Raw genomic sequence first — 19,931 nt, 5'->3', positions numbered from 1 at the left:
GACAAACCCGCAGACCCACCTGCGGTACGTCCCTCTCTCATGCAGACCGGCACTTTGCAGACAGCGTCTGCTATTGCTGGTTGAAGCCGGACAATCTATCGCCATCCTAAATAGTGAGTGCCATGCGCTTCCGGATTCTTGGTGACGGTGCGCGATGTAAGGGCAGCTATCCGCGTGCCCGATTCGGGTCGACAGAGGCGACTCGCGGATGAGCATCGAGATCCAGTGCGATTGATACGGCTATCTAATCGATGCGTGGGGGTGACGTGTAATCGCGTAGTCGCGGAGAACTTGCACCGGGCTGCAGATCTTGCAAGAGCGGCCTGGTTCGAGAACCGGAAGGGTCGCTATTCGGTCAGTTGACTCGCGGGCTTAACCTGCATCGCCGGTCGTTTGTCGAAGCGATTGTCCATGACAAAAAAGCTCGGCGCGCCCGCAGATCGGACACGGCAGCGCATAAGGACACTCATTGACATGGACACCGATGCAGGACCAGCGACTCCCGATTCCCGGCCGGCGTCGATGGCCCGATGGCCAACCAACGATGCGGGCAAGACAGCATGCGTTGAACGGAACGTCGAATGCTGTTTGCGTGGCGGTTGCCGCGTTGCTGTGAAGCGAAGAGGATGCCGCGCGATACAACCGCTCACTCACAATGGAGGCTAGCGATGAGAGCGCTCATCTGGGAAGGCAAGAAGGACATCCGGTGCGAGTCGGTTCCGGACCCGGTCATAGAACATCCCCGCGATGCGATCATTAAGGTAACGACATGTGCCATCTGCGGCTCGGACTTGCATCTGTTCGATGGGTTCATGCCCGGCATGGAATCCGGCGACATCATGGGCCACGAATTCATGGGCGAGGTGGTGGAAGTCGGCAACGCGAATAGCATGCTGAAGATCGGCGATCGGGTCGTCGTTCCCTTCACGATCATCTGCGGCGAATGCGAACAGTGCAAGCGCGGCAACTTTTCCGTCTGTGAGCGGAGCAATCGGAACCAGGACGTCGCGAACAAGGTGTTCGGCCACACGACTGCGGGCTTGTTCGGCTATACGCATCTCACAGGCGGCTATCCGGGCGGTCAGGCCGAATACGTGCGCGTACCGTATGCGGACAGAACGCACGTGAAGATTCCCGACGGCCTCACCGACGAGCAGGTGCTCTTCCTCGGCGACATCTTTCCGACCGGCTGGCAGGCGGCGGCTCAGTGCGACATCGAGCCGACAGACACCGTTGCGATCTGGGGGGCAGGGCCCGTCGGCCAGATGACGATTCGCAGCGCCGTTCTGCTCGGCGCGAAGCAGGTGATTGCAATCGACCGGGTGCCCGAGCGTCTCGCCATGGCACGTGCGGGCGGGGCCACGGTCATCAACTTCGAAGAAGAGAGCGTCCTCGAGCGCTTGGCCGATCTCACACAAGGCAAGGGCCCCGAGAAGTGCATCGACGCGGTCGGCATGGAGTCGCATGCGACGCGCTCATTCGATTCCCTGTACGACCGGGCGAAGCAGGCCGTGATGTTGGAAACGGACCGGCCGCACGTATTGCGGGAGATGATCTACGTCTGCCGTCCGGCGGGCACGCTGTCGGTTCCAGGCGTGTACGGCGGTCTCATCGACAAGATTCCGTTCGGCGCTTCCATGAACAAGGGGCTGACATGGCGCATGGGCCAAACACATGTGAACCGCTGGACGGACGACCTGTTGCGGCGCATTCAGGAAGGGCAGATTGATCCGTCGTTCGTCATCACGCACACGGTGCCGCTCGATCAAGGACCCGAGATGTACAAGACATTCCGCGACAAGGAAGATGGCTGCATCAAGGTCGTGCTGAAGCCTTAGTCGGGAAGACGGCGGCTTGCCTGAATCCGCTGGTGCGGACGTTCCGCCGCGACCGTTGAAACGGTCGCACGATCATGGACGGAAGCACCCCGAATGTCACTGCCGCAAGCCGCCTTCTTCTATGGCGCGGCGACCGCACTGTCGACGGCTTGAGTCAGTTGCGCGATATCGACCGGCTTCGTGAAGTGAAAATCGAATCCGGCGTCTGTTGTGCGCGCCCGGTCCTGTTGCTGACCCCAGCCGGTGACGGCAATGAGCGTCACGTCGTGCGTCGAGGGCGTTGCCCGTATGCGGCGCGCGACGTCGAGCCCGCTCATGCCCGGCAAGCCGAGGTCGAGCAAGATCACGTTCGGGTTGTATTCGCCGAGGAGTTCGATCGCCTCTTCGCCGGAATAGACTGTTCGTACATCGTGTCCCTGCATCTCCAGAAACGCCGTCATTGCGTCCGCTGCATCGACGTTGTCGTCGACGACCAGGATCCGGCGCTTCGGGGCCGACGCGTGAACGGCAAGCGCAGCGCGTGTTGGCGCCGGCATAGGCAACACGCGCGACGTCGCGGGCAGATGAATGGCAAAGCAGCTCCCCCGATCCTTTCCGCCACTCGACGCGGTGAGTCGGCCTCCATGCAGCTCGATGAGCGATTTGGACAGCGCGAGTCCGATGCCAAGACCGCCCTGCCGATGCTGATCTCGATTGACCTGGGAAAACATCGCGAAGATCGCCGACAGTTTGTCCGGCTCGATGCCGATACCGTTGTCCGTGACCGACAGGACGATCTCGGCGTCGTCAGCCGTCGCCGCGAGTTCGATGCGCCCGCCCGGTGGCGTGTACTTCGCCGCGTTCATCAGCAGGTTGGCCAGCACTTGCGCGAGCCGGAGCCGGTCCGCCTCGATATGCAATGGTCTGACGGGCGGCTTGATGACGAGCTCGTGCCCCTTGCCTGCGAGGATCGGTCTCGCGATTTCGACCGCTTCGTCGACGACTTCGCGCATCGCCACGGCCTCTTTGCGCAGCTTGAGCGCGCCGCGCGTGATGCGCGACACGTCCAGCAAGTCGTCGAGCAGAAGCGCCATCGCGGCCGACTGCCGGCGCAGCACGCTGATGCACCAGATCCTGCGCTCTTCCGTCAAGTTCGGCTGTTCGAGTATCTCCGCGACGTGTCGGATCGGCGCGAGCGGATTACGCAATTCATGTGCGAGCGTCGCGAGAAACTCGTCCTTGCGGCGGTCAGCCTCCGAAAGGGCCTGTTCGGCCCGCACGCGTGGCGTCACGTCTCCGAACCACGCCACGACCGAACCGTCCAGAGACGCCGCGACGACGTGAAACCACTGCTCGCCGTTTTCACCCGATACGCGTATGTCGAAGGCCTCTCTTCCCGGGCGCTGGGCGAGCGGTGTGAGCCGCTCGAGCAGCATGTTCGCCTCCCACCCGGCCGGACGCACATATGCCGTGGAACTGCCGATCACGACTGCGGCGTTCTGATTGAAAAGCTGGGCGGCCGCCTTGTTCAGATAGTCCCATCGAAACTCGGCGATGCGGCCCTCGCGAACGACCGGGGTCAGGATGACGAACGGGACGCCTGCGCTGTCCAGGGCCACGTCGAACCGGTGTCGCGCCTGGCGCTCGACCTGCAGAAGGCGATCCGTGGCCTCCTGCGTAGCGGCTTCGGCGCTTCCTGCACGCCGCGCCACCTTGGCGAGTTGCTGCCCGGCCGCCACCAGAAATGCCCCGACCAACGCGTATGCCACCAGCACGATGCGGTCGTCGTGTTGCAGAACGGCCAGACTGCCGACGGGCGGCATCCAGAGCGCGCCGAAGGCCATGCCGCTCACGAGAAGCAGCGATCCCGACCACGCGCCGAACAGCACCGTGATCAACGGAAGCGTCGCGCTGAAGAAGAGGAATGTCAGCCGTCCGTGGGCAACCATCGTCAGCGCCTGCTGAGCTGTCACGATAACGGCGGTAGCTGCAATACCGAAGACCAGGCGCTGTTTCGGTGGATATTGGGCGATGCGTACGATCATGGTCGTGACTCGATTGGGCTGGTTGTTATCCTGTCCACTGTGCAGTCTTTGTTCCTATCTTCTCGCGACTTGCAGAGCGTTGGAATCCGCTGCCGGCGGAACTCGGTGCCCCTCGCTCGGTCAGCGAGTCGGGTCCGAGTCGCCAACAAAAAAGCGCCGACTCCATTACGGGGGCGGCGCTTGAAAGTCCGTCAAAGAAGCGAGATTCCGACGAACCTGAGAGACCTGAATTCTAGGCAGAAAGGTCCACCGGTTCTAATAGCATCGCGTGATGGCTCGGATAAAACTTTCTTATATCGGGATTACACAGGATGACTCTTGCCTTTCTTTTTGGTGCCTTGGCTCGGCACGACGAAGCCGGCCCGCCACCCGCCATCACCGCAGCGGCGCGATCCCGTCCGCGACGCCGGCTGGCATGCAGATATGCTTGAGCTCGGTGAAATCCGCAAGGGCATCATAGCCATGAAGCCGTCCCAGCCCGCTTTGACGATAGCCGCCGGTTTCCGCCTCGGCGAATAGCTTGTTGTGATCGTTGATCCACACCGTCCCGTTGCGCAGCGCCCGCGCCATGCGAAACGCGCGCGGACCATCGTTCGTCCACACGCTCGCGGAGAGGCCGAAAACCGTATCGTTGGCTTTCAGAATCGCTTCCTGCTCGTTCTCGAACACCTCCAGCGTGACGAACGGACCGAATATCTCGTCCTGACAGAAGAACGCCTTGGGGTCGGCATGCTCGACGAGCGTCGGCGACAGAAACGCATGTCCCGATGGAGCACCGCGCAGCAGCAAGCGATCGGCAGTCGCGCACGCACGTTCGATCGTGTGCTCGACGGAATCGCGCGTGGCGGCGTCGATGAGCGCGCCGATATCCGTCGCCGGATCGATGCCCGGCCCCACCTTCAGCGACGCGAGCGCCGACGCGAGCTTCTCGCGCATGTCCGCCGCCCGCGACGCATGAACCAGCACGCGGCGCGCCGCGGTGCATTGCTGACCCGAGATGATCGTCGCGGCCCGCGCGAGACGCGGCGCGATGGCGTCGATATCCGCATCGCCGAACACGACGCAGCACGACTTGCCGCCGAGTTCGAGCGACAGCTTCTTGATGCTGTCCGCCGCCGCGACCATGATCTTCTTGCCCGTCGCGGTCGATCCCGTAAAGCTGAGGACATCGACGCCGTGTGAATCCGCGAGCCGCTCGCTCGCCGCATATCCGCGCTCGTTGACGAGATTCACGGCGCCCTTGGGCAACGCGGTGAGCTCGAAGCAGCGCATCATCGCGGCCGTCACGAGCGAAGTCTGGGCGGCGGGCTTGACGATCGCCGTGCAACCGGCCGCCAGCGCGGGCGCGAGCGAGCGCACGAGCAACACGGCGGGCGCGTTCCACGGCACGATGATCGCGACGACGCCGGCCGCTTCGCGCAGCATCGTCGATATCGTGCCGGGCTCAGGCTCCAGCACATGCCCGGCGATATGGCGCGCAAGACCCGCGTAATAGCGCACCTCCGAGATGGCGCCCGCGATCTCGCCACGCGACTGCGCGATCGTCTTGCCGTTCTCGCGCGTGAGCAGCGTCGCGAGCGACTCGCGCTCGTGGTCCAGCGCCGCGGCCCACGCCAGCAGCACGTCCTGACGCAAACGCGCGTCCTGCGCCCACGTCGTGCGATCGAACACATGTCGCGCGGCGGCGATGGCTGCGTCGGCTTCGTGCGCGCCGCCGTCGGCATATTGGCCGATGGCTTCCCCCGTCGCGGGGTCGATGCTGTCGAGCGTCGGCCTGCCGGTCCATTCGCCGGCGATCCAGTGTCGTGCGTTCATGCGGAGCTTTCCTTGATTAAGGGGGAGGGTTCGTCACCCGAAAAGTTCGACGCCCGATGCAACTCGTCGCCGATGATCGCGATGAGCGCTTCGGCCGCCGCGCTCAACGGGCGGCGCGGATGGCTCACGCAGAGAATGTGTCGCACGATGCGCGGCGCAAGAATCGGACATGCGCGCAACGTGCCGTGCCGCGCGGCCCGCTCGACGACGATGCGCGGCAGGATCGTCGCGAAGCGCGTATTTTCGACGAGCTTGAGAATGGTCGACAGCACGTCGATCTCGAAGCGCGGCGCAAGCAGGATGTCTTCGTGCTGCGCGGCGCTGTCGAGCACGCCGCGCAGACCGTGGCGCTTGGTCGGCAGCACGAGTTCCAGTTCCGGCAGTTGCGCGAGTTCGATCGCGTGCGGCAGATCCGGTCCATGCGTCGCACTGGTGGCGAGCACCATCTCTTCGTCGAGCAGCGGGCGCGAGTCGAGCGAAAGACGCGCGCGCGGCTTGTTGATGATGGCGGCATCGAGCTGGCCGCCCGCGACCCAGTCGATGAAGGTGGCGCTGTAGCCATCGGCGACGGTGACTTCGACATCCGGGTAACGCGCGTGAAAGCGCGACAGCGAATCCGCGAGCACGCTCTCCGTCACCGATGCGATCAACCCTATGCCGACATGTCCCGTGACCACTTCGTCGCGCTGCACGAGTTGCTGCCGCGCGTGGGCCAGGTCCCGCATGATCGGCAAGAACAGGCGGTACATCAGCCGTCCCGCGGCGGTCGGCGCCATGCCGTGCGCGCCGCGCTCGAAAAGCTGCTGATGCAATTCGTCCTCGAGCTTCGCGATCTGCATGCTGAGCGCGGGCTGCACGATGTTGAGACGCTTGGCCGCGCGCGTGACCGAGCCGTCCTCGAACAGCGCGATGAAGTACTGGATTTGCTTGAGGTCCATGTTCCGTGGGGTATCAGCGATGCTAATAGGCGACCGCACCGTTATCAGACTGCTTCGATGGACCGCGCCGGGCGTTTGTTCAGGCTTGCTGCTCAAGCGCCCATTCGCGCGTGCTCCATTGATACGTGACCGTAACAACCGTGTCATCCGGGCTAGCACCGATATAAGCACGAATGATTCGGCGCATCAATAAACAGTATTAGCCGTTATGGGGCGATCTCGCTACGCTTCATCCAATGCGCTGGCTTTGGCAGGCGCGCCCAGATGGAGACGCTGATGAACACACGCGATGCCGCAACGAACGGCAATCCCGCATTCTCGTGGGCCCCGGATCGCACCGATACCGGCTCCCTTTCGCTGCGCGACTGGCTCGCGCATCTTGCGCGGACCGGCCGCGTCGCGACGATCGACAAGCCCGTTGCGCTCGAACATGAACTCGCTGCCATCGCCAAGCGCCTCGACGGCACGCAGGCGGCGTTCTTCACGCAGCCGGGCGGTCACGCGGTGCCTGTCGTCAGCGGCTTCATGGCGAAGCGTGCATGGATCGCGGAAGCGATGGGCGTCGACGAAACCGAACTGCTCGCCCGCTTCTCGGCTGCTGCTGCTGCGCCGCTTCCATCGAAACGCGTCGAGCGCGAAAACGCGCCGTGCCAGCAAGTCGTGCATACGAACGGCATCGACCTGCACGCGCTGTTGCCGATTCCGACGCATAGCGAACACGACAACGGCCCGTACATCACCGCGGGTCTCGTGATTGCACGCAATCCGCGGACCGGCGTGCAGAACGTTTCGATCAACCGCATTCAGGTGCATGGCCGCGACCGCATGGCGATCCTGCTGCTGCCGCGCCACCTCTATGCCTTTCAGCGCGCGGCGGAAGAAGCCGGCGATGCGCTGGATGTCGCCGTAGCCATCGGCGTCGATCCGCTCACGATGCTCGCTTCGCAAGCGATCACGCCGATCGATCACGACGAGCTGGAGATCGCGGGTGCGCTGCATGGCGCGCCGCTGCCCGTCGTCGCGTGCGTGACGAACGGCGTGCATGTGCCGGCGTTCGCGGAGATCGTGATCGAAGGGCGCATTCTGCCGGACGTGCGCGAGCCGGAAGGACCGTTCGGCGAATTCCCGAAGTACTACAGTGCAAAGGAAGCGCGCGAAGTCATCGAAGTGACGGCGGTGACGCATCGGCTCGATCCGGTCTTTCATACGATCGTGCCCGCCGAGATGGAGCATCTGCTGCTCGGTGCGATTCCGCGCGAAGCGACGTTGCTCGCGCACCTTCAACGCAGCCATCCCAACGTGAAGGACGTGCATCTTTCGGTGGGCGGCGTGTGCCGTTATCACCTGTGGGTGCAGTTCGACAAGAAGCGCGAAGGCGAAGCGAAGAACGTGATCCTATGCGCGTTCGGCGCGCATTACGACATCAAGCAAGTGGTCGTAGTCGATCCCGATGTGAACGTGCACGATCCCGCCGAAATCGAATGGGCCATCGCGACGCGTTTTCAGGCGGACCGCGATCTCGTCGTGATCGCGGGCGCGCAGGGTTCGCCGCTCGATCCGTCGACGACTGTCGGCCAGCCCGCCGATGCGCCCGCGCATCTGCAAGGCATGAGCACGAAGATGGGCCTCGATGCGACGCGCCCCGTCGTCTATGCCGAGCACGTCTTTACGCGCGTGCGCATTCCCGGACAGGACGCAGTCGATCTGGACGCGCTCGTCGCCGCCGACAACAGCGCACTGGACGCCTACCTGGCGCGCAATCATGGCTGAGCAGAAGAAGCGCCTCGTCGTCGGCATTTCCGGCGCGAGCGGCGCGGTGATCGGCGTGCGCCTGCTCGCTGCGTTGCGGCGGCTCGGCACGCACGAGACGCATCTGATCGTGTCGGCATCGGGCGCGGTGACGGCGGCGCAGGAACTCGGGCTGACGCGCGGCGACATCGACCAGCTCGCCGACGTCGTCCACAACGTGCGCGATATCGGCGCGTCGGTCGCAAGCGGATCGTATGTCAGCGACGGCATGGTGATTGCACCGTGTTCGATGAAGACGCTCGCGGCCGTCGCCAACGGCTTCGCCGACAACCTGCTCACGCGCGCCGCCGACGTGATGCTCAAGGAACGCCGCCGCCTCGTGCTCGTCGCGCGCGAAACGCCGCTCAATCTCGCGCATCTGCGCAACATGACGCTCGCCACCGAAATGGGCGCGATCGTGATGCCGCCGGTGCCCGCGTTCTACGCGCATCCGAAGAGCATCGACGATGTGGTCGATCACACGGTCGGGCGCATTCTCGATCTCTTCGGCATCGAGCATCAGGAGATCGCGCGACGCTGGAGCGGCCTCGCCGATGCATTCGGCCGCCGCGCGCAAGATGAGGAATGATGCGATGAATCAGCGCGATACCGCCTTCGCAGATATCAATGCACGCGTCGCCGACGACGCCGTTGCCACGCCGCAGCGCCACGTCGGCCGCGCCATGCAGCGCCTCGAAGATCCGGCGATTCTCACGGGCCGCGGCCGTTACGGCGATGACATTGCCGTGAAACCAGGCACGCTGCACGCCGCGATCCTGCGCTCGCCGCACGCTCATGCCGACATCGTTTCTATCGACACGGACGCCTCGTTGAAGCTGCACGGCGTGCATGCGGTGCTCACGCGCGACGATCTGCGTGCGTGGTCGCGTCCGTTCGTCGTCGGCGTGAAATCGCCGATGGAACAGTGGGCGCTCGCCATGGACCGCGTGCGCTATGTGGGCGAGCCGGTCGCGGTCGCCATCGCGGATTCGCGTGCCCTCGCGGAAGACGCGCTCGATCTCATCAAGGTCGAATACGCGACGCTCGATCCGGTCACGTCGATCGAGCAGTCGGTGCGGGACGACGCGCCGTTGCTGCACGAGCGCGTCGGCAGCAACGTCGTCAGCGACCGGCATTTCCGCTACGGCGAGCCGGAAGCGGCGTTCGAGAACGCGCCGCATCGCGTGAAGCTCGTCGCGCAGTATCCGCGCAACACCTGCGCGCCGATCGAGTGCGGCGTCGTGATCGCCGAATATCTGTCCGGCGACGAAGGCTACGACGTCACGTCGAACTTCATGGGGCCGTTCTCGCTGCACGCTGTCATGGCGATGGCGCTGAACGTGCCCGCGAACCGTCTGCGTCACAAGGCTCCGCGCGACTCGGGCGGCAGCTTCGGCGTGAAGCAGGCCGTGTTTCCGTATGTCGTGCTGATGTGCCTCGCGTCGCGCAAGGCGGGCGCGCCGGTGAAATGGGTCGAGGACCGGCTGGAGCACCTGAGCGCGGCGACCTCCGCGACGGCGCGCCTCTCGACCATCGAGGCGGCGGTGCAAAGCGATGGCCGCATCGTCGCGCTGTCCTACGACCAGCTCGAAGACGTCGGCGGTTACGTGCGCGCGCCGGAGCCCGCGACGTTCTACCGGATGCACGGCTGTCTGACGGGCGCGTATGCGATCCCGAATCTGCTCGTGCGCAATCGGGTCGTGCTCACGAACAAGACGCCGACCGGCCTCGTGCGCGGCTTCGGCGGACCGCAGGTGTACTTCGCGCTGGAGCGGCTGATTCAGCGCATTGCCATCGAACTGAAGCTCGACGTGCTCGACGTGTATCGCCGCAACTTCGTTCCCGCCGATGCGTTTCCGTATCGCGCGGCGGCCGGCGCGCTGCTCGATTCAGGCAACTATCAGGAAGCGCTGCGCCGCTCGATCGACGAAGGCGGCTACGCCGAACTCGTCGCACGCCGCGATGCCGCGCGCAGGGAAGGGCGGCTCTTCGGCATCGGCTTCGCGGCGATCGTGGAGCCGTCGGTATCGAACATGGGCTACATCACGACCGTCATGCCCGCCGACGCGCGCCGCAAGGCCGGGCCGAAGAACGGCGCGATCGCGAGCGCCACAGTCAGCGTCGATCTGCTGGGCGGCGTCGTCGTGACGATCGCATCGACGCCCGCGGGGCAGGGGCACATGACGGTGTGCGCGCAAGTCGTCGCCGATGTGCTCGGGCTGGACCCGAAGGACATCGTCGTCAACGTCGAATTCGATACGCACAAGGACGCGTGGTCCGTCGCGGCGGGCAACTATTCGAGCCGCTTCGCGGGCGCGGTGGCGGGCACGGTGCATCTGGCCGCCACGCGCGTGCGCGAGAAGCTGTCGCGCGTGCTCGCGAAGCAGTTCGGCTGCTCGCCCGACGAGATCCGCTTCGAAGGCGCGCGCATCTTTCCTGTGCACGCCGAGGATCGCGCGCTGCCGTTCGCGCGCGCCGCGAGCAATGCGCCGCACTGGGCGCCCGCGCTCCTGCCCGAAGGCGAGGAGCCGGGCCTGCGCGAGACTGTGTTCTGGTCGCCGCCGCACATGGACGCGCCCGACGAGGCCGACCGCATCAACACGTCGGCGGCGTATGGCTTCGCGTTCGACATGTGCGGCGTCGAAGTGGACCGTGCGACCGGGCGCGTGCGGATCGACCGTTATGTCACCGTGCACGATGCCGGCACGATCCTCAATCCCGCGCTCGCCGATGGCCAGATTCGCGGCGCCTTCGCGCAGGGCGTCGGCGCGGCGCTGATGGAGGAGTTCCGCTACGGCGCGGACGGCAGCTTCCAGTCCGGCACGCTCGCCGACTATCTGATGCCGACGACCTGCGAAGTGCCCGATCCGGTGATCGTGCATCTGGAGACGCCGTCGCCGTTCACGCCGCTCGGCGCGAAAGGGCTCGGCGAAGGCAACAACATGAGCACGCCGCCGTGCATCGCGAACGCGGTGGCCGATGCGCTCGGCGTCGAAGACATTCGCTTGCCGCTCACGCCGTCCAGGGTCATGGCGATGATCGGCATCGACGATCCGGAGCCGTCGCGCCCCGAATATCGCGAAGCGCCGGCGGCGAAGCCCGCGACGCCGGGCGGCGGACGCGCACTGACGGCGCAGGGAAGCGTCGATCTGCCCGCGACGCCGGAAGCCGTGTTCGCCGTGCTGCTCGATCCGAAGGCGCTCGCTAACGTGATTCCGGGCTGTCATGCGCTCGAAGAAACCGCGCCGAACCAGTATCGCGCGGACGTGACCGTGGGCGTCGGCCTCATCAAGGCACGTTTCGAGGCGCGCATCGGCTTGTCGGAGATCGACGCGCCGCATCGTCTGCGGCTGGCGGGCGCGGGCACGTCGCCGCTCGGCAGCGCGCGCGGCAGCGGTCTCGTCGAACTGAAGCCGCAAGGCAGCGGCACGCGGCTCACGTACGACTACGAAGCGCAGGTGTCGGGCAAGGTCGCCGCGGTCGGCGGCCGCATGCTCGAAGGCGCGACGAAGGTCGTGCTGAATCAATTGTTCGAATCGCTCGGGCGGCAGGCGGCGGGCAAGCCCGTGCAGACGCGCGGATCGTGGCTCGCGAGATTCCTCGCACGTTTCAGGAGGCGCGCATGAAGCCCGTAGCGTTCGATTATCTGCGCGCGCCGACCACGCAGGACGCGCTCGACGCCCTTGCGCAATACGGCGAGGACGCGCGCGTGCTGGCGGGCGGACAGTCGCTGATGGCCGTGCTCAACATGCGGCTCGCGCAGCCGAAGATGCTCGTCGATATATCCCGCACCGCCGAACTCAGTGCCGTGCGCATCGACGAGAAAGCGGGGCGGCTCGTCGTGAGTGCGGCCGCGACGCAAGGCAGCGTCGAATGGCGCGCGACGCTCGCAGAAGAAGTGCCGCTGCTCGCGATGGCCTTTCCGCATATCTCGCATTTTCAGATCCGCAATCGCGGAACGGTGTGCGGATCGATCGCACATGCGGACCCGAGCGCGGAACTGCCGCTCGTGCTCTCGGCGCTCGGCGGCGACGTGATGCTGCGCTCGAAGAAGAAGCGGCGCACGCTCGCCGCGCAGGATTTCTTTCAGGGCATGTTGATGACCGCGCGCCAGCCGGACGAACTCGTCGAAGCGGTGCGCTTTCCGCTGCGAAAAGCTGGCGAGCGCTACGCGTTCAGCGAATTCTCCGGGCGTCACGGCGATTTCGCGATCGTCGCGTGCGCGGCGGTCGTATCGGACGATGCGATTCGCATCGCGGTGGGCGGCGTCGCCGACAGGCCCGTGGTCGAAAGCTGGCCGCGTCTCGCAGGCGACGACCTGCGCGGCGCACTGAACGATTTGAGCTGGAAACTGAACGCGCAGGACGACGCGCATATCAGCGCGAAATATCGCCGGAATCTGGTCCGGCAACTCGGATGGCGTGTGATCGAGGAGGCGAAGTGAGCGACATGTCGGCAAACATCATGCGGCGGGACGAACGGCAGCGCATCGCGCTGACGCTCAACGGCCGCGAACGCAGCGGCCATTGCGAGCCGCGCGAACTGCTGTCGGATTTCATCCGGCACGAACTGGGCGCGACCGGCACGCACGTCGGCTGCGAACACGGCGTCTGCGGCGCATGCACCGTGCACGTCGATGGCGTCGCGGCGCGCGCGTGCCTGATGCTCGCGGTGCAGGCGGACGGACGGCGTATCGATACCGTCGAAGGTCTCGCGCCCGAGCAGACGCTCGGCGACCTGCAGCAGGCGTTCCAGCGGCATCACGCCTTGCAGTGCGGCTTCTGCACGGCGGGCATCCTCATGTCGTGCGCGGATTATCTGCAACGCGTGCCGAATCCGACCGAGGAGCAAGTGCGCGAAATGCTGTCGGGGCATATCTGCCGCTGTACGGGCTACACGCCGATCGTGGCGGCGGTGCTCGACGTGGCGGCGCGCCGCCGGACGCAAGCGGACACGAGCGAGGTCGAACATGCTTGATCTCGGCCGCACCTTTCTGCAAAGCGTCGAGCGCAGTCCGAACGCGCTCGCGCTCGTCGATGGCGAACTGCAACTGACCTATGCACAGTGGCATCGCGTGATCCTGAATGTCGCCGATGGCCTGCGCGCGCTCGGTCTCGAACGCGGCGACCGGCTGCTCGTCGTGCTGCAGAACCGCTGGGAAATGGCGACGCTGCATTGGGCGGGACAATTCGCCGGCATCGTGATCGTGCCGCTCAACTGGCGCGCGAAGCCGGACGAACTCGACTATTGCGTGACCGATGCCGGCGTGAAGGCGATCGTCTACGAGCCCGTTTGCGCCGATGCCGTCATCCAGAGTCCGGCTGCGCAGAACGTGCCGCGCATCGGCCTCGACGATGCGCCCGGCCGCAACCTGGGCTTCGATGCGCTCGTTGCCGACCGCAGCGAAGCGCGCCACGACGCGACGACGCGCGCCACCGCCGACGACATCTCGCTGATCCTCTACACGTCCGGCACCACCGGCAAGGCCAAGGGCGTGCCGCGGCGTCATCGTCACGAACGCGCGGGCGCGCTCGCGCATGTCGCGCAGAACCTGTATCGGCGGGGCGAGAGAACGCTCGGCGTGATGCCGCTCTATCACACGATGGGCGTGCGCTCGCTGCTCGCGATGGCGCTCGTCGACGGCCTGTTCGTCTGCGTGCGCCGCTGGAACGCGAAGCTCGCGCTCGAATCCATCGCCGCGCACGGGCTCACGTGCCTCTACCTCGTGCCGACGCTCTATCACGACCTGCTCGCCGACAAGACGTTCGCGGCCACGGACACGTCGTCGGTCAGGAAGCTCGGTTTCGCGGGCGCGCCGATGAACGACGGCCTGCTCAAGCGCCTGTCCGCCGCCTTCGAGCCGGAACTCTTCGTCAATCACTATGGCTCGTCCGAGGTCTATACGTTCAGCATCGATCAGGACGCGACGAAGAAGCCCGGCAGCGCGGGGCGCGCGGGCATCAACACGCGGCTGCGCGTCGTGAAGCTGGATGCCGTATCGCCCGATCAGATCGCCGCTGCCGGCGAGGAAGGCCAGATCATCGCGGACCTGCTCGGCGACGAGGCTTTCGAAGGCTACTGGAATCGCCCGGACGCGAATGCGAAGTCGCTGCGCGAAGGCTGGTACTTCACCGGCGACACCGGCTACTTCGATGCCGACGGCGACCTGTACGTCACCGGCCGCGTCGACGACATGATCATCAGCGGCGGAGAAAACATCTCGCCCGTGGATATCGAATCGGTGCTGTCGCTGCATCCGGCCGTCGACGAAGTCGCGGTCGCGGGCGTCAAGGACGAGCGATGGGGCCAGCGCGTCGTCGCGTTCATCAAGCGCCGCGAGTTCGTCGATGCAGAAGCGCTCGACGGCTGGTGCCGTCAGTCCGATCTCGTCAACTTCAAGCGGCCGCGCGAATACGTGTTCGTCGACGACATACCGAAGTCTCCGGTCGGCAAGATCCTGCGCCGCAAGCTGCAGGCCGGCGAATACGCGAGCGAGACCCACGCAACCTCTACAGAGACCACCAAGGAGTAACCGAACATGAGCGATTTGAACCATCGCGGCCAGACGCTGCTGCAAGACCTGGACGGCTTTTCAGTCGAGATCGACGCCGCCCGCGAGCGCGCCGACATCATCCTGCATCGCCCGCCGTTCAACGTCATTTCGATGCACGCCCGCGACCAGTTGCGCGCTGCATTCGAGGCGCTCGACGAGGACGACCGCGTGCGCGTGATCGTCGTGCGCGCCAGGGGCGAGCACTTCTCGAGCGGCGGCGACATCAAGGGCTTTCTCGAGGCATCGCCGGAACATGTGTCGAAGCTCGCGTGGAATATCGCGGCGCCCGCGCGCTGCTCGAAGCCGGTCATCGCGGCCAATCGCGGATTCTGCTTCGGCGTGGGCTTCGAGTTGTCTCTCGCGTGCGATTTCCGCATCGTCACCGATACGACGTTCTATGCGCTGCCGGAGCAGAAGCTCGGGCAGATTCCCGGCTCGGGCGGCTCGGCGCGCTTGCAGTCGATGGTCGGCATCGGCCGCACGAAGGACATTGTGATGCGCTCGCGCCGCATTCCCGGCAAGCAGGCGTACGAATGGGGCATCGCGGTGGACTGCGTGGCCGACGCGGAACTCGAATCGGCGACGGATGCGCTCGTCGACGAACTGCGCGCGTTCTCGCCGCTGGCACAGCGCACGGCGAAGAAGCTGCTGAACGACTCGGAAGACGCGCCGCTTTCGATCGCGATCGAACTCGAAGGCCATTGCTATAGCCGCCTGCGCTCGTCAGACGATTTCCGCGAAGGCGTCGAAGCGTTCCACGGCAAGCGCAAGCCGGTGTTTCGCGGGTCCTGATCCCGCGCTTTTCACAATAAAAGGAGACAGGCGATGGAGCGCTTCGATGTCGTGATCGTGGGCGGCGGCTCGGCGGGATGCGTGCTGGCGCATCGGCTGTCGGCGGTGCCGTCGCTGCGCGTCGCGCTGATCGAGGCGGGCGCGGATACGCCGCCCGGCGCCGTGCCCGAGGCCATTCTCGACAGCTATCCGATGCCGGTCTTCTGCGGCGATACCTACATCTGGCCCGACCTGAAAGCGAAGGCCACGAAGGATGCCGCGCCGCGCGTGTACGAGCAGGGCCGCGTGATGGGCGGCGGCTCGAGCATCAACGTGCAGTCGGCCAATCGCGGCCTGCCGCGCGATTACGACGAATGGGCCGCGAACGGCGCCGATGGCTGGGCGTGGCGCGACGTGCTGCCGTACTTTCGCAAGCTCGAACGCGACGTGAACTTTCCCGGCGGCGAGATGCACGGCAGCGACGGCCCGGTGCCGATCCGCCGCATCATGCCCGACGACTGGCCGGCGTTCTGCCACGCGTTCGCAAAGGGTCTGCGCGAGAACGGGGTTGCGCAGTTGCAGGACCAGAATGGCGAGTTCGGCGACGGGTTCTTTCCCGGCGCGTTCTCCAATATCGACGATCGGCGCGTGTCCACGGCCATCGCCTATCTCGACGAGGCCACGCGCAGGCGTCCGAATCTCGCGGTCTACGCGAAGCTGCGCGTGGAACGCATCGTGATGGACGGCGCGACGGCGCGCGGTGTCGTCGCGATTGCGGAGAACGGCGAGCGCGTTCAGTTCGATGCGGACGAAGTCGTGCTGAGCGCGGGCGCGCTGCAGTCGCCGGCGATGCTGATGCGCGCGGGCATCGGCGATGCGCGCGAGCTCGCGGCGCTCGGCATCGCGTGCGAAGTGGACTTGCCGGGCGTCGGACGCAATCTGCAGGATCATCCGTCGCTGACGTTCTGTCATTTTCTCGAGCCGCGCTTTCGCATGCCGCTCGCACGACGCCGCGCCAGCATGATGGCCGCGCGTCTGAGTTCCGGCGTCGCGGACTGCGATGCCTCGGACCTGTATCTGTCGAGCGCGACGCGTGCGGCGTGGCATGCGCTCGGCAACCGGCTCGGACTCTTCTTTCTGTGGTGCAACCGGCCGTATTCGCGTGGCCGCGTGCAGCTCGCATCGCCCGATGCGGCCGCCGCGCCGCGCGTCGATCTCAATCTGCTCGACGACGAACGCGATGTGCAGCGCCTCGCCGCGGGCGTGCGGATGCTGGCGAGCGTGGTCCACGCATCGGGACTCGGGCGCAGTTCGCGCCACTTCTTTCCGGCGGCGTTTTCTGCGCGCGTGAAGGCGCTGAGCCGGGTCGGCGAGGGCAATGCGCGCCTCACGTCCGTTCTCGGCGTGCTGCTCGATGCGCCCGCGCCGGTGCGCCGTTTCCTCATCGAACGCTTCTTCACGCGCGGACTGAAGATGGACGCGCTGCTCGCCGACGACCGCGCGCTCGCCGCGTTCATCCGCGCGAACGTGTTCGGCGTGTGGCACGCGAGCGGCACATGCCGCATGGGCGGCGCGGAGGATCGCGATGCCGTCACGGATACCGAAGGGCGCGTGCACGGCGCGCGCGGCTTGCGCGTCGTGGATGCATCGCTGATGCCGAGGCTGCCATCGGCCAATACGAACATACCGACCATCATGATCGCCGAGAAGATCGCCGACGCGATGGTCGCGCAGCGAAGCGCGAGCATGGCACCGCCGCTCGCCGCCGCGTACTGACACTGCTCGAGCAATTTCGTTTTTCAATCGTAACAAGAGCACGCATCCATAAAAGCGTGCCTGCGGTAATCCAAAGGAGATACACATGTCCGTAGCAGCGCAAGACGGAGCCGCCGTGCTTCCGGCAAATCAGCGGCAGATCATGGGTGCAGTGATGGCGTCGTGCATCGGCTGGGCCCTCGATCTGTTCGACTTGTTCGTGTTGTTGTATGTGGCGCCGGTTGTCGGGCGTCTGTTCTTCCCGTCCGAACACGCGATGCTCTCGCTCGCGGCGGTCTACGCTTCATTCGCGGTGACGCTGCTGATGCGTCCGCTCGGCTCCGCGCTCTTCGGCTCGTATGCGGATCGTCGCGGCCGCAAGGGCGCCATGATCTTCGCGGTCGTCGGCGTCGGGTTGTCCACTGCGGCTTTCGGCGCGCTGCCGACGGTCGCGCAGGCCGGCATCGTCGCGCCGATCCTCTTCCTGCTGCTGCGTCTCGTGCAGGGCGTGTTCGTCGGCGGCGTGGTGGCGTCGACGCATACGATCGGCACCGAATCGGTCGCGCCGAAATATCGCGGCGCGGTGTCGGGGCTGATCGGCGGCGGCGGCGCGGGACTCGGCGCGCTTCTGGCATCGCTCACCTTTCTCGCGATGTCCGCGCTCTTTCCCGGCGATGCCTTCGACGTGTGGGGCTGGCGCTGCATGTTCTTCACCGGGATCGTGAGTTCGGTGCTCGGTCTCTTCGTCTTCAACAGTCTCGAAGAGTCGCCGCTGTGGAAGAAGCTCGCCGCCGAAAAAGCTGCGAAGGCCGCGGCGAATACCGAGCGCGCAAAGGCCGAAGTCGTGCGCTCGCCGATCCGCACGCTGTTCTCGCGCGAGTACCGCGGCGTGTTGTTCGTGAATCTCCTGCTGACCATCGGCGGCGGCAGCGGCTACTACCTCACGTCGGGCTATCTGCCGACGTTCCTCAAGGTCGTGAGCCACGCGCCGAACGGGGCGGCCGCCGCGATCCTGATGATCTGCAGCGTGGCGGTGGTGATCGCATCGGTTTTGGCGGGGCATCTCAGCACGTTCATCGGGCGCAAGGGCGCGTTCATCTGGATCGGCATCATCCGGCTCGTCGCCTTGCCCGGCCTCTTTCTGCTGTTGCCGACGGCAGAAAGCATCACGATGATCGGCGTCTATGCGGTGTTGTTGTCCGCGCTCGGCAGCGCCGGTTACGCGCCCATACTGATCTTCCTGAACGAGCGCTTTCCGACCGCGATTCGCGCGACCGGAACGGGCCTCTCGTGGAACATCGGCTTCGCGATCGGCGGGATGATGCCGACCTTCGTCTCGCTCGTCGCGAAGGATGCGAGCCAGTTGCCGTCGACGCTCGCGATTTTCGTCGGCGCGATCAGCGTGATCTTTCTCGTCGGCGCGTTCGTGGTGCCGGAGACGCTCGGCAAGCTCGAGAACGGCAACGCGGGCAGTCCTTCGTGACCTTCACGGCGCGCGTCATTCCGGCGCGCGCGTCGTCACGCGTCCGATCTCCTCGGCGATGATCGCGATCAATGCCTCGGCGGCCGGCCCGATCGGCCGCTTCGGATGCGTCACCTGAATGATGTGGCGCACGATGGGCGGCGCCGAGATCGTGCGTATGCGCAAGCGGCCTTCGTCCGCTTGCGCCTGCACCACGACGCGCGGCAGGATCGTCGCGACGCTGCTCTGCTCGACGAACTGCACGATGGTACTCAGCAGATCGATCTCGAACTTCGGCTGGATGACGACATCGGCCGCCATCAGGGCGGCATCGAGCGCGCCGCGCAGACCGTTGCGCCGCGTAGGCAACACGAGCTCGATGTCCGGCTGCCCGGTCAGATCGATCGTGCCGGGAAGCTCGGGGCCGTGCAGCGCGCTCGTCACCAGCACCATTTCTTCGACGAGCAACGGCTTGACGTCCAGCATCAGGCGTCCGCGCGGCTTGTTGATGATGGCCGCATCGAGCCGGCCCGATTCGACGGCGTCGATCAGTTGCGCGCTGAAGCCATCGGCGACGGATACTTCGACTTGCGGGAAAAGCGCATCGAAGCGGGCGAGCGATTCGGGCAATACGCTCTGCGCTTCCGACGAGACCATCCCAAGCGACACGCGGCCCGTCACGATGACATCGCGACGGCTCAGGTGCTCCCTTGCGTGGTCGATGTCGCGCAGGATCGGCGTGTAGAGGCGGTACATCAATCGTGCGGCTTCGGTGGGCGCCATGCCGTGCGGCCCGCGCTCGAAGAGCTTCTGCCGGATCTCGGATTCGAGTTTGGCGACCTGCATGCTGAGCGCCGGCTGCGCAATGTTCAGCCGCTTTGCGGCACGCGTGACGGTGCCTTCCTCGAAAAGCGCGATGAAGTACTGAATCTGCTTCAGTTCCATGAGACGGGGTGTGCGGGACGGTCCGTGAACATAGTACCGCGC

At 65.6% G+C, this 19,931-nt stretch carries 14 protein-coding genes; 10 read left to right on the top strand and 4 right to left on the bottom strand.

The window, feature by feature from the left end; genetic code table 11:
* The first annotated feature begins 668 nt into the window (after window positions 1-668).
* Window positions 669-1,838: a zinc-dependent alcohol dehydrogenase gene (locus tag LDZ23_RS21810; protein WP_008348107.1), complete on the top strand. Its 1,170-nt coding sequence runs from the start codon at window positions 669-671 to the stop codon at window positions 1,836-1,838.
* A gap of 119 nt (window positions 1,839-1,957) precedes the next feature.
* On the opposite strand, the gene LDZ23_RS21805 is transcribed toward LDZ23_RS21810, so the two are convergent.
* The 3 genes from LDZ23_RS21805 to LDZ23_RS21795 form a co-directional block, all read right to left on the bottom strand.
* Window positions 1,958-3,862, bottom strand: a complete 1,905-nt coding sequence (locus tag LDZ23_RS21805; protein WP_008348106.1) for a hybrid sensor histidine kinase/response regulator — start codon at window positions 3,860-3,862, stop codon at window positions 1,958-1,960.
* A 375-nt stretch (window positions 3,863-4,237) separates the two neighbouring features.
* A complete protein-coding gene (locus LDZ23_RS21800) occupies window positions 4,238-5,677 on the bottom strand; it encodes an aldehyde dehydrogenase family protein (protein WP_008348105.1) in 1,440 nt (479 codons plus the stop codon).
* Window positions 5,674-6,615 carry a LysR family transcriptional regulator gene (locus tag LDZ23_RS21795; protein ID WP_008348104.1) on the bottom strand — a complete coding sequence of 314 codons (942 nt, stop codon included), beginning with the start codon at window positions 6,613-6,615 and terminating at the stop codon, window positions 5,674-5,676. Before LDZ23_RS21795 ends, LDZ23_RS21800 begins: the two co-directional genes overlap by 4 nt.
* Before the next feature lie 276 nt (window positions 6,616-6,891).
* Between LDZ23_RS21795 and LDZ23_RS21790 the strand changes: the two genes are divergently transcribed.
* The 9 genes from LDZ23_RS21790 (at window position 6,892) to LDZ23_RS21750 (ending at window position 18,965) form a co-directional block, all read left to right on the top strand.
* Complete coding sequence (locus tag LDZ23_RS21790) at window positions 6,892-8,385, top strand: UbiD family decarboxylase (RefSeq protein WP_034471030.1); 1,494 nt, start codon at window positions 6,892-6,894, stop codon at window positions 8,383-8,385.
* A complete protein-coding gene (locus LDZ23_RS21785; protein ID WP_008348102.1) occupies window positions 8,378-8,992 on the top strand; it encodes a UbiX family flavin prenyltransferase in 615 nt (204 codons plus the stop codon). Before LDZ23_RS21790 ends, LDZ23_RS21785 begins: the two co-directional genes overlap by 8 nt.
* A 4-nt stretch (window positions 8,993-8,996) precedes the next feature.
* Window positions 8,997-12,029 (top strand): xanthine dehydrogenase family protein molybdopterin-binding subunit, encoded by a 3,033-nt coding sequence (locus LDZ23_RS21780; RefSeq protein WP_008348101.1) that lies wholly within the window; start codon window positions 8,997-8,999, stop codon window positions 12,027-12,029.
* Window positions 12,026-12,847, top strand: coding sequence for an FAD binding domain-containing protein (locus tag LDZ23_RS21775; protein WP_244808216.1), 822 nt, complete (start codon window positions 12,026-12,028; stop codon window positions 12,845-12,847). The genes LDZ23_RS21780 and LDZ23_RS21775 overlap by 4 nt, the downstream gene beginning before the upstream one ends.
* A gap of 5 nt (window positions 12,848-12,852) precedes the next feature.
* Window positions 12,853-13,380: a (2Fe-2S)-binding protein gene (locus tag LDZ23_RS21770; RefSeq protein WP_085955302.1), complete on the top strand. Its 528-nt coding sequence runs from the start codon at window positions 12,853-12,855 to the stop codon at window positions 13,378-13,380.
* Window positions 13,373-14,935: an AMP-binding protein gene (locus LDZ23_RS21765; RefSeq protein ID WP_008348097.1), complete on the top strand. Its 1,563-nt coding sequence runs from the start codon at window positions 13,373-13,375 to the stop codon at window positions 14,933-14,935. The genes LDZ23_RS21770 and LDZ23_RS21765 overlap by 8 nt, the downstream gene beginning before the upstream one ends.
* Before the next feature lie 6 nt (window positions 14,936-14,941).
* Window positions 14,942-15,748, top strand: coding sequence for an enoyl-CoA hydratase/isomerase family protein (locus LDZ23_RS21760; protein WP_008348095.1), 807 nt, complete (start codon window positions 14,942-14,944; stop codon window positions 15,746-15,748).
* A 33-nt stretch (window positions 15,749-15,781) separates the two neighbouring features.
* The gene (locus LDZ23_RS21755) at window positions 15,782-17,503 is read left to right on the top strand and encodes a GMC family oxidoreductase (RefSeq protein WP_244808215.1); all 1,722 of its coding nucleotides are present in this window, start codon (window positions 15,782-15,784) and stop codon (window positions 17,501-17,503) included.
* Between the two features lie 85 nt (window positions 17,504-17,588).
* Window positions 17,589-18,965 carry an MFS transporter gene (locus tag LDZ23_RS21750; protein WP_008348091.1) on the top strand — a complete coding sequence of 459 codons (1,377 nt, stop codon included), beginning with the start codon at window positions 17,589-17,591 and terminating at the stop codon, window positions 18,963-18,965.
* A 15-nt stretch (window positions 18,966-18,980) separates the two neighbouring features.
* On the opposite strand, the gene LDZ23_RS21745 is transcribed toward LDZ23_RS21750, so the two are convergent.
* Complete coding sequence (locus tag LDZ23_RS21745; RefSeq protein ID WP_008348089.1) at window positions 18,981-19,889, bottom strand: LysR family transcriptional regulator; 909 nt, start codon at window positions 19,887-19,889, stop codon at window positions 18,981-18,983.
* Window positions 19,890-19,931 lie beyond the last annotated feature (42 nt).

This window comes from Caballeronia zhejiangensis (genome assembly GCF_022879815.1).
Lineage (GTDB): Bacteria > Pseudomonadota > Gammaproteobacteria > Burkholderiales > Burkholderiaceae > Caballeronia > Caballeronia zhejiangensis.
The sequence above is the reverse complement of the archived record's forward strand: the minus strand, read 5'-3'. Positions and strand labels throughout refer to the sequence as shown.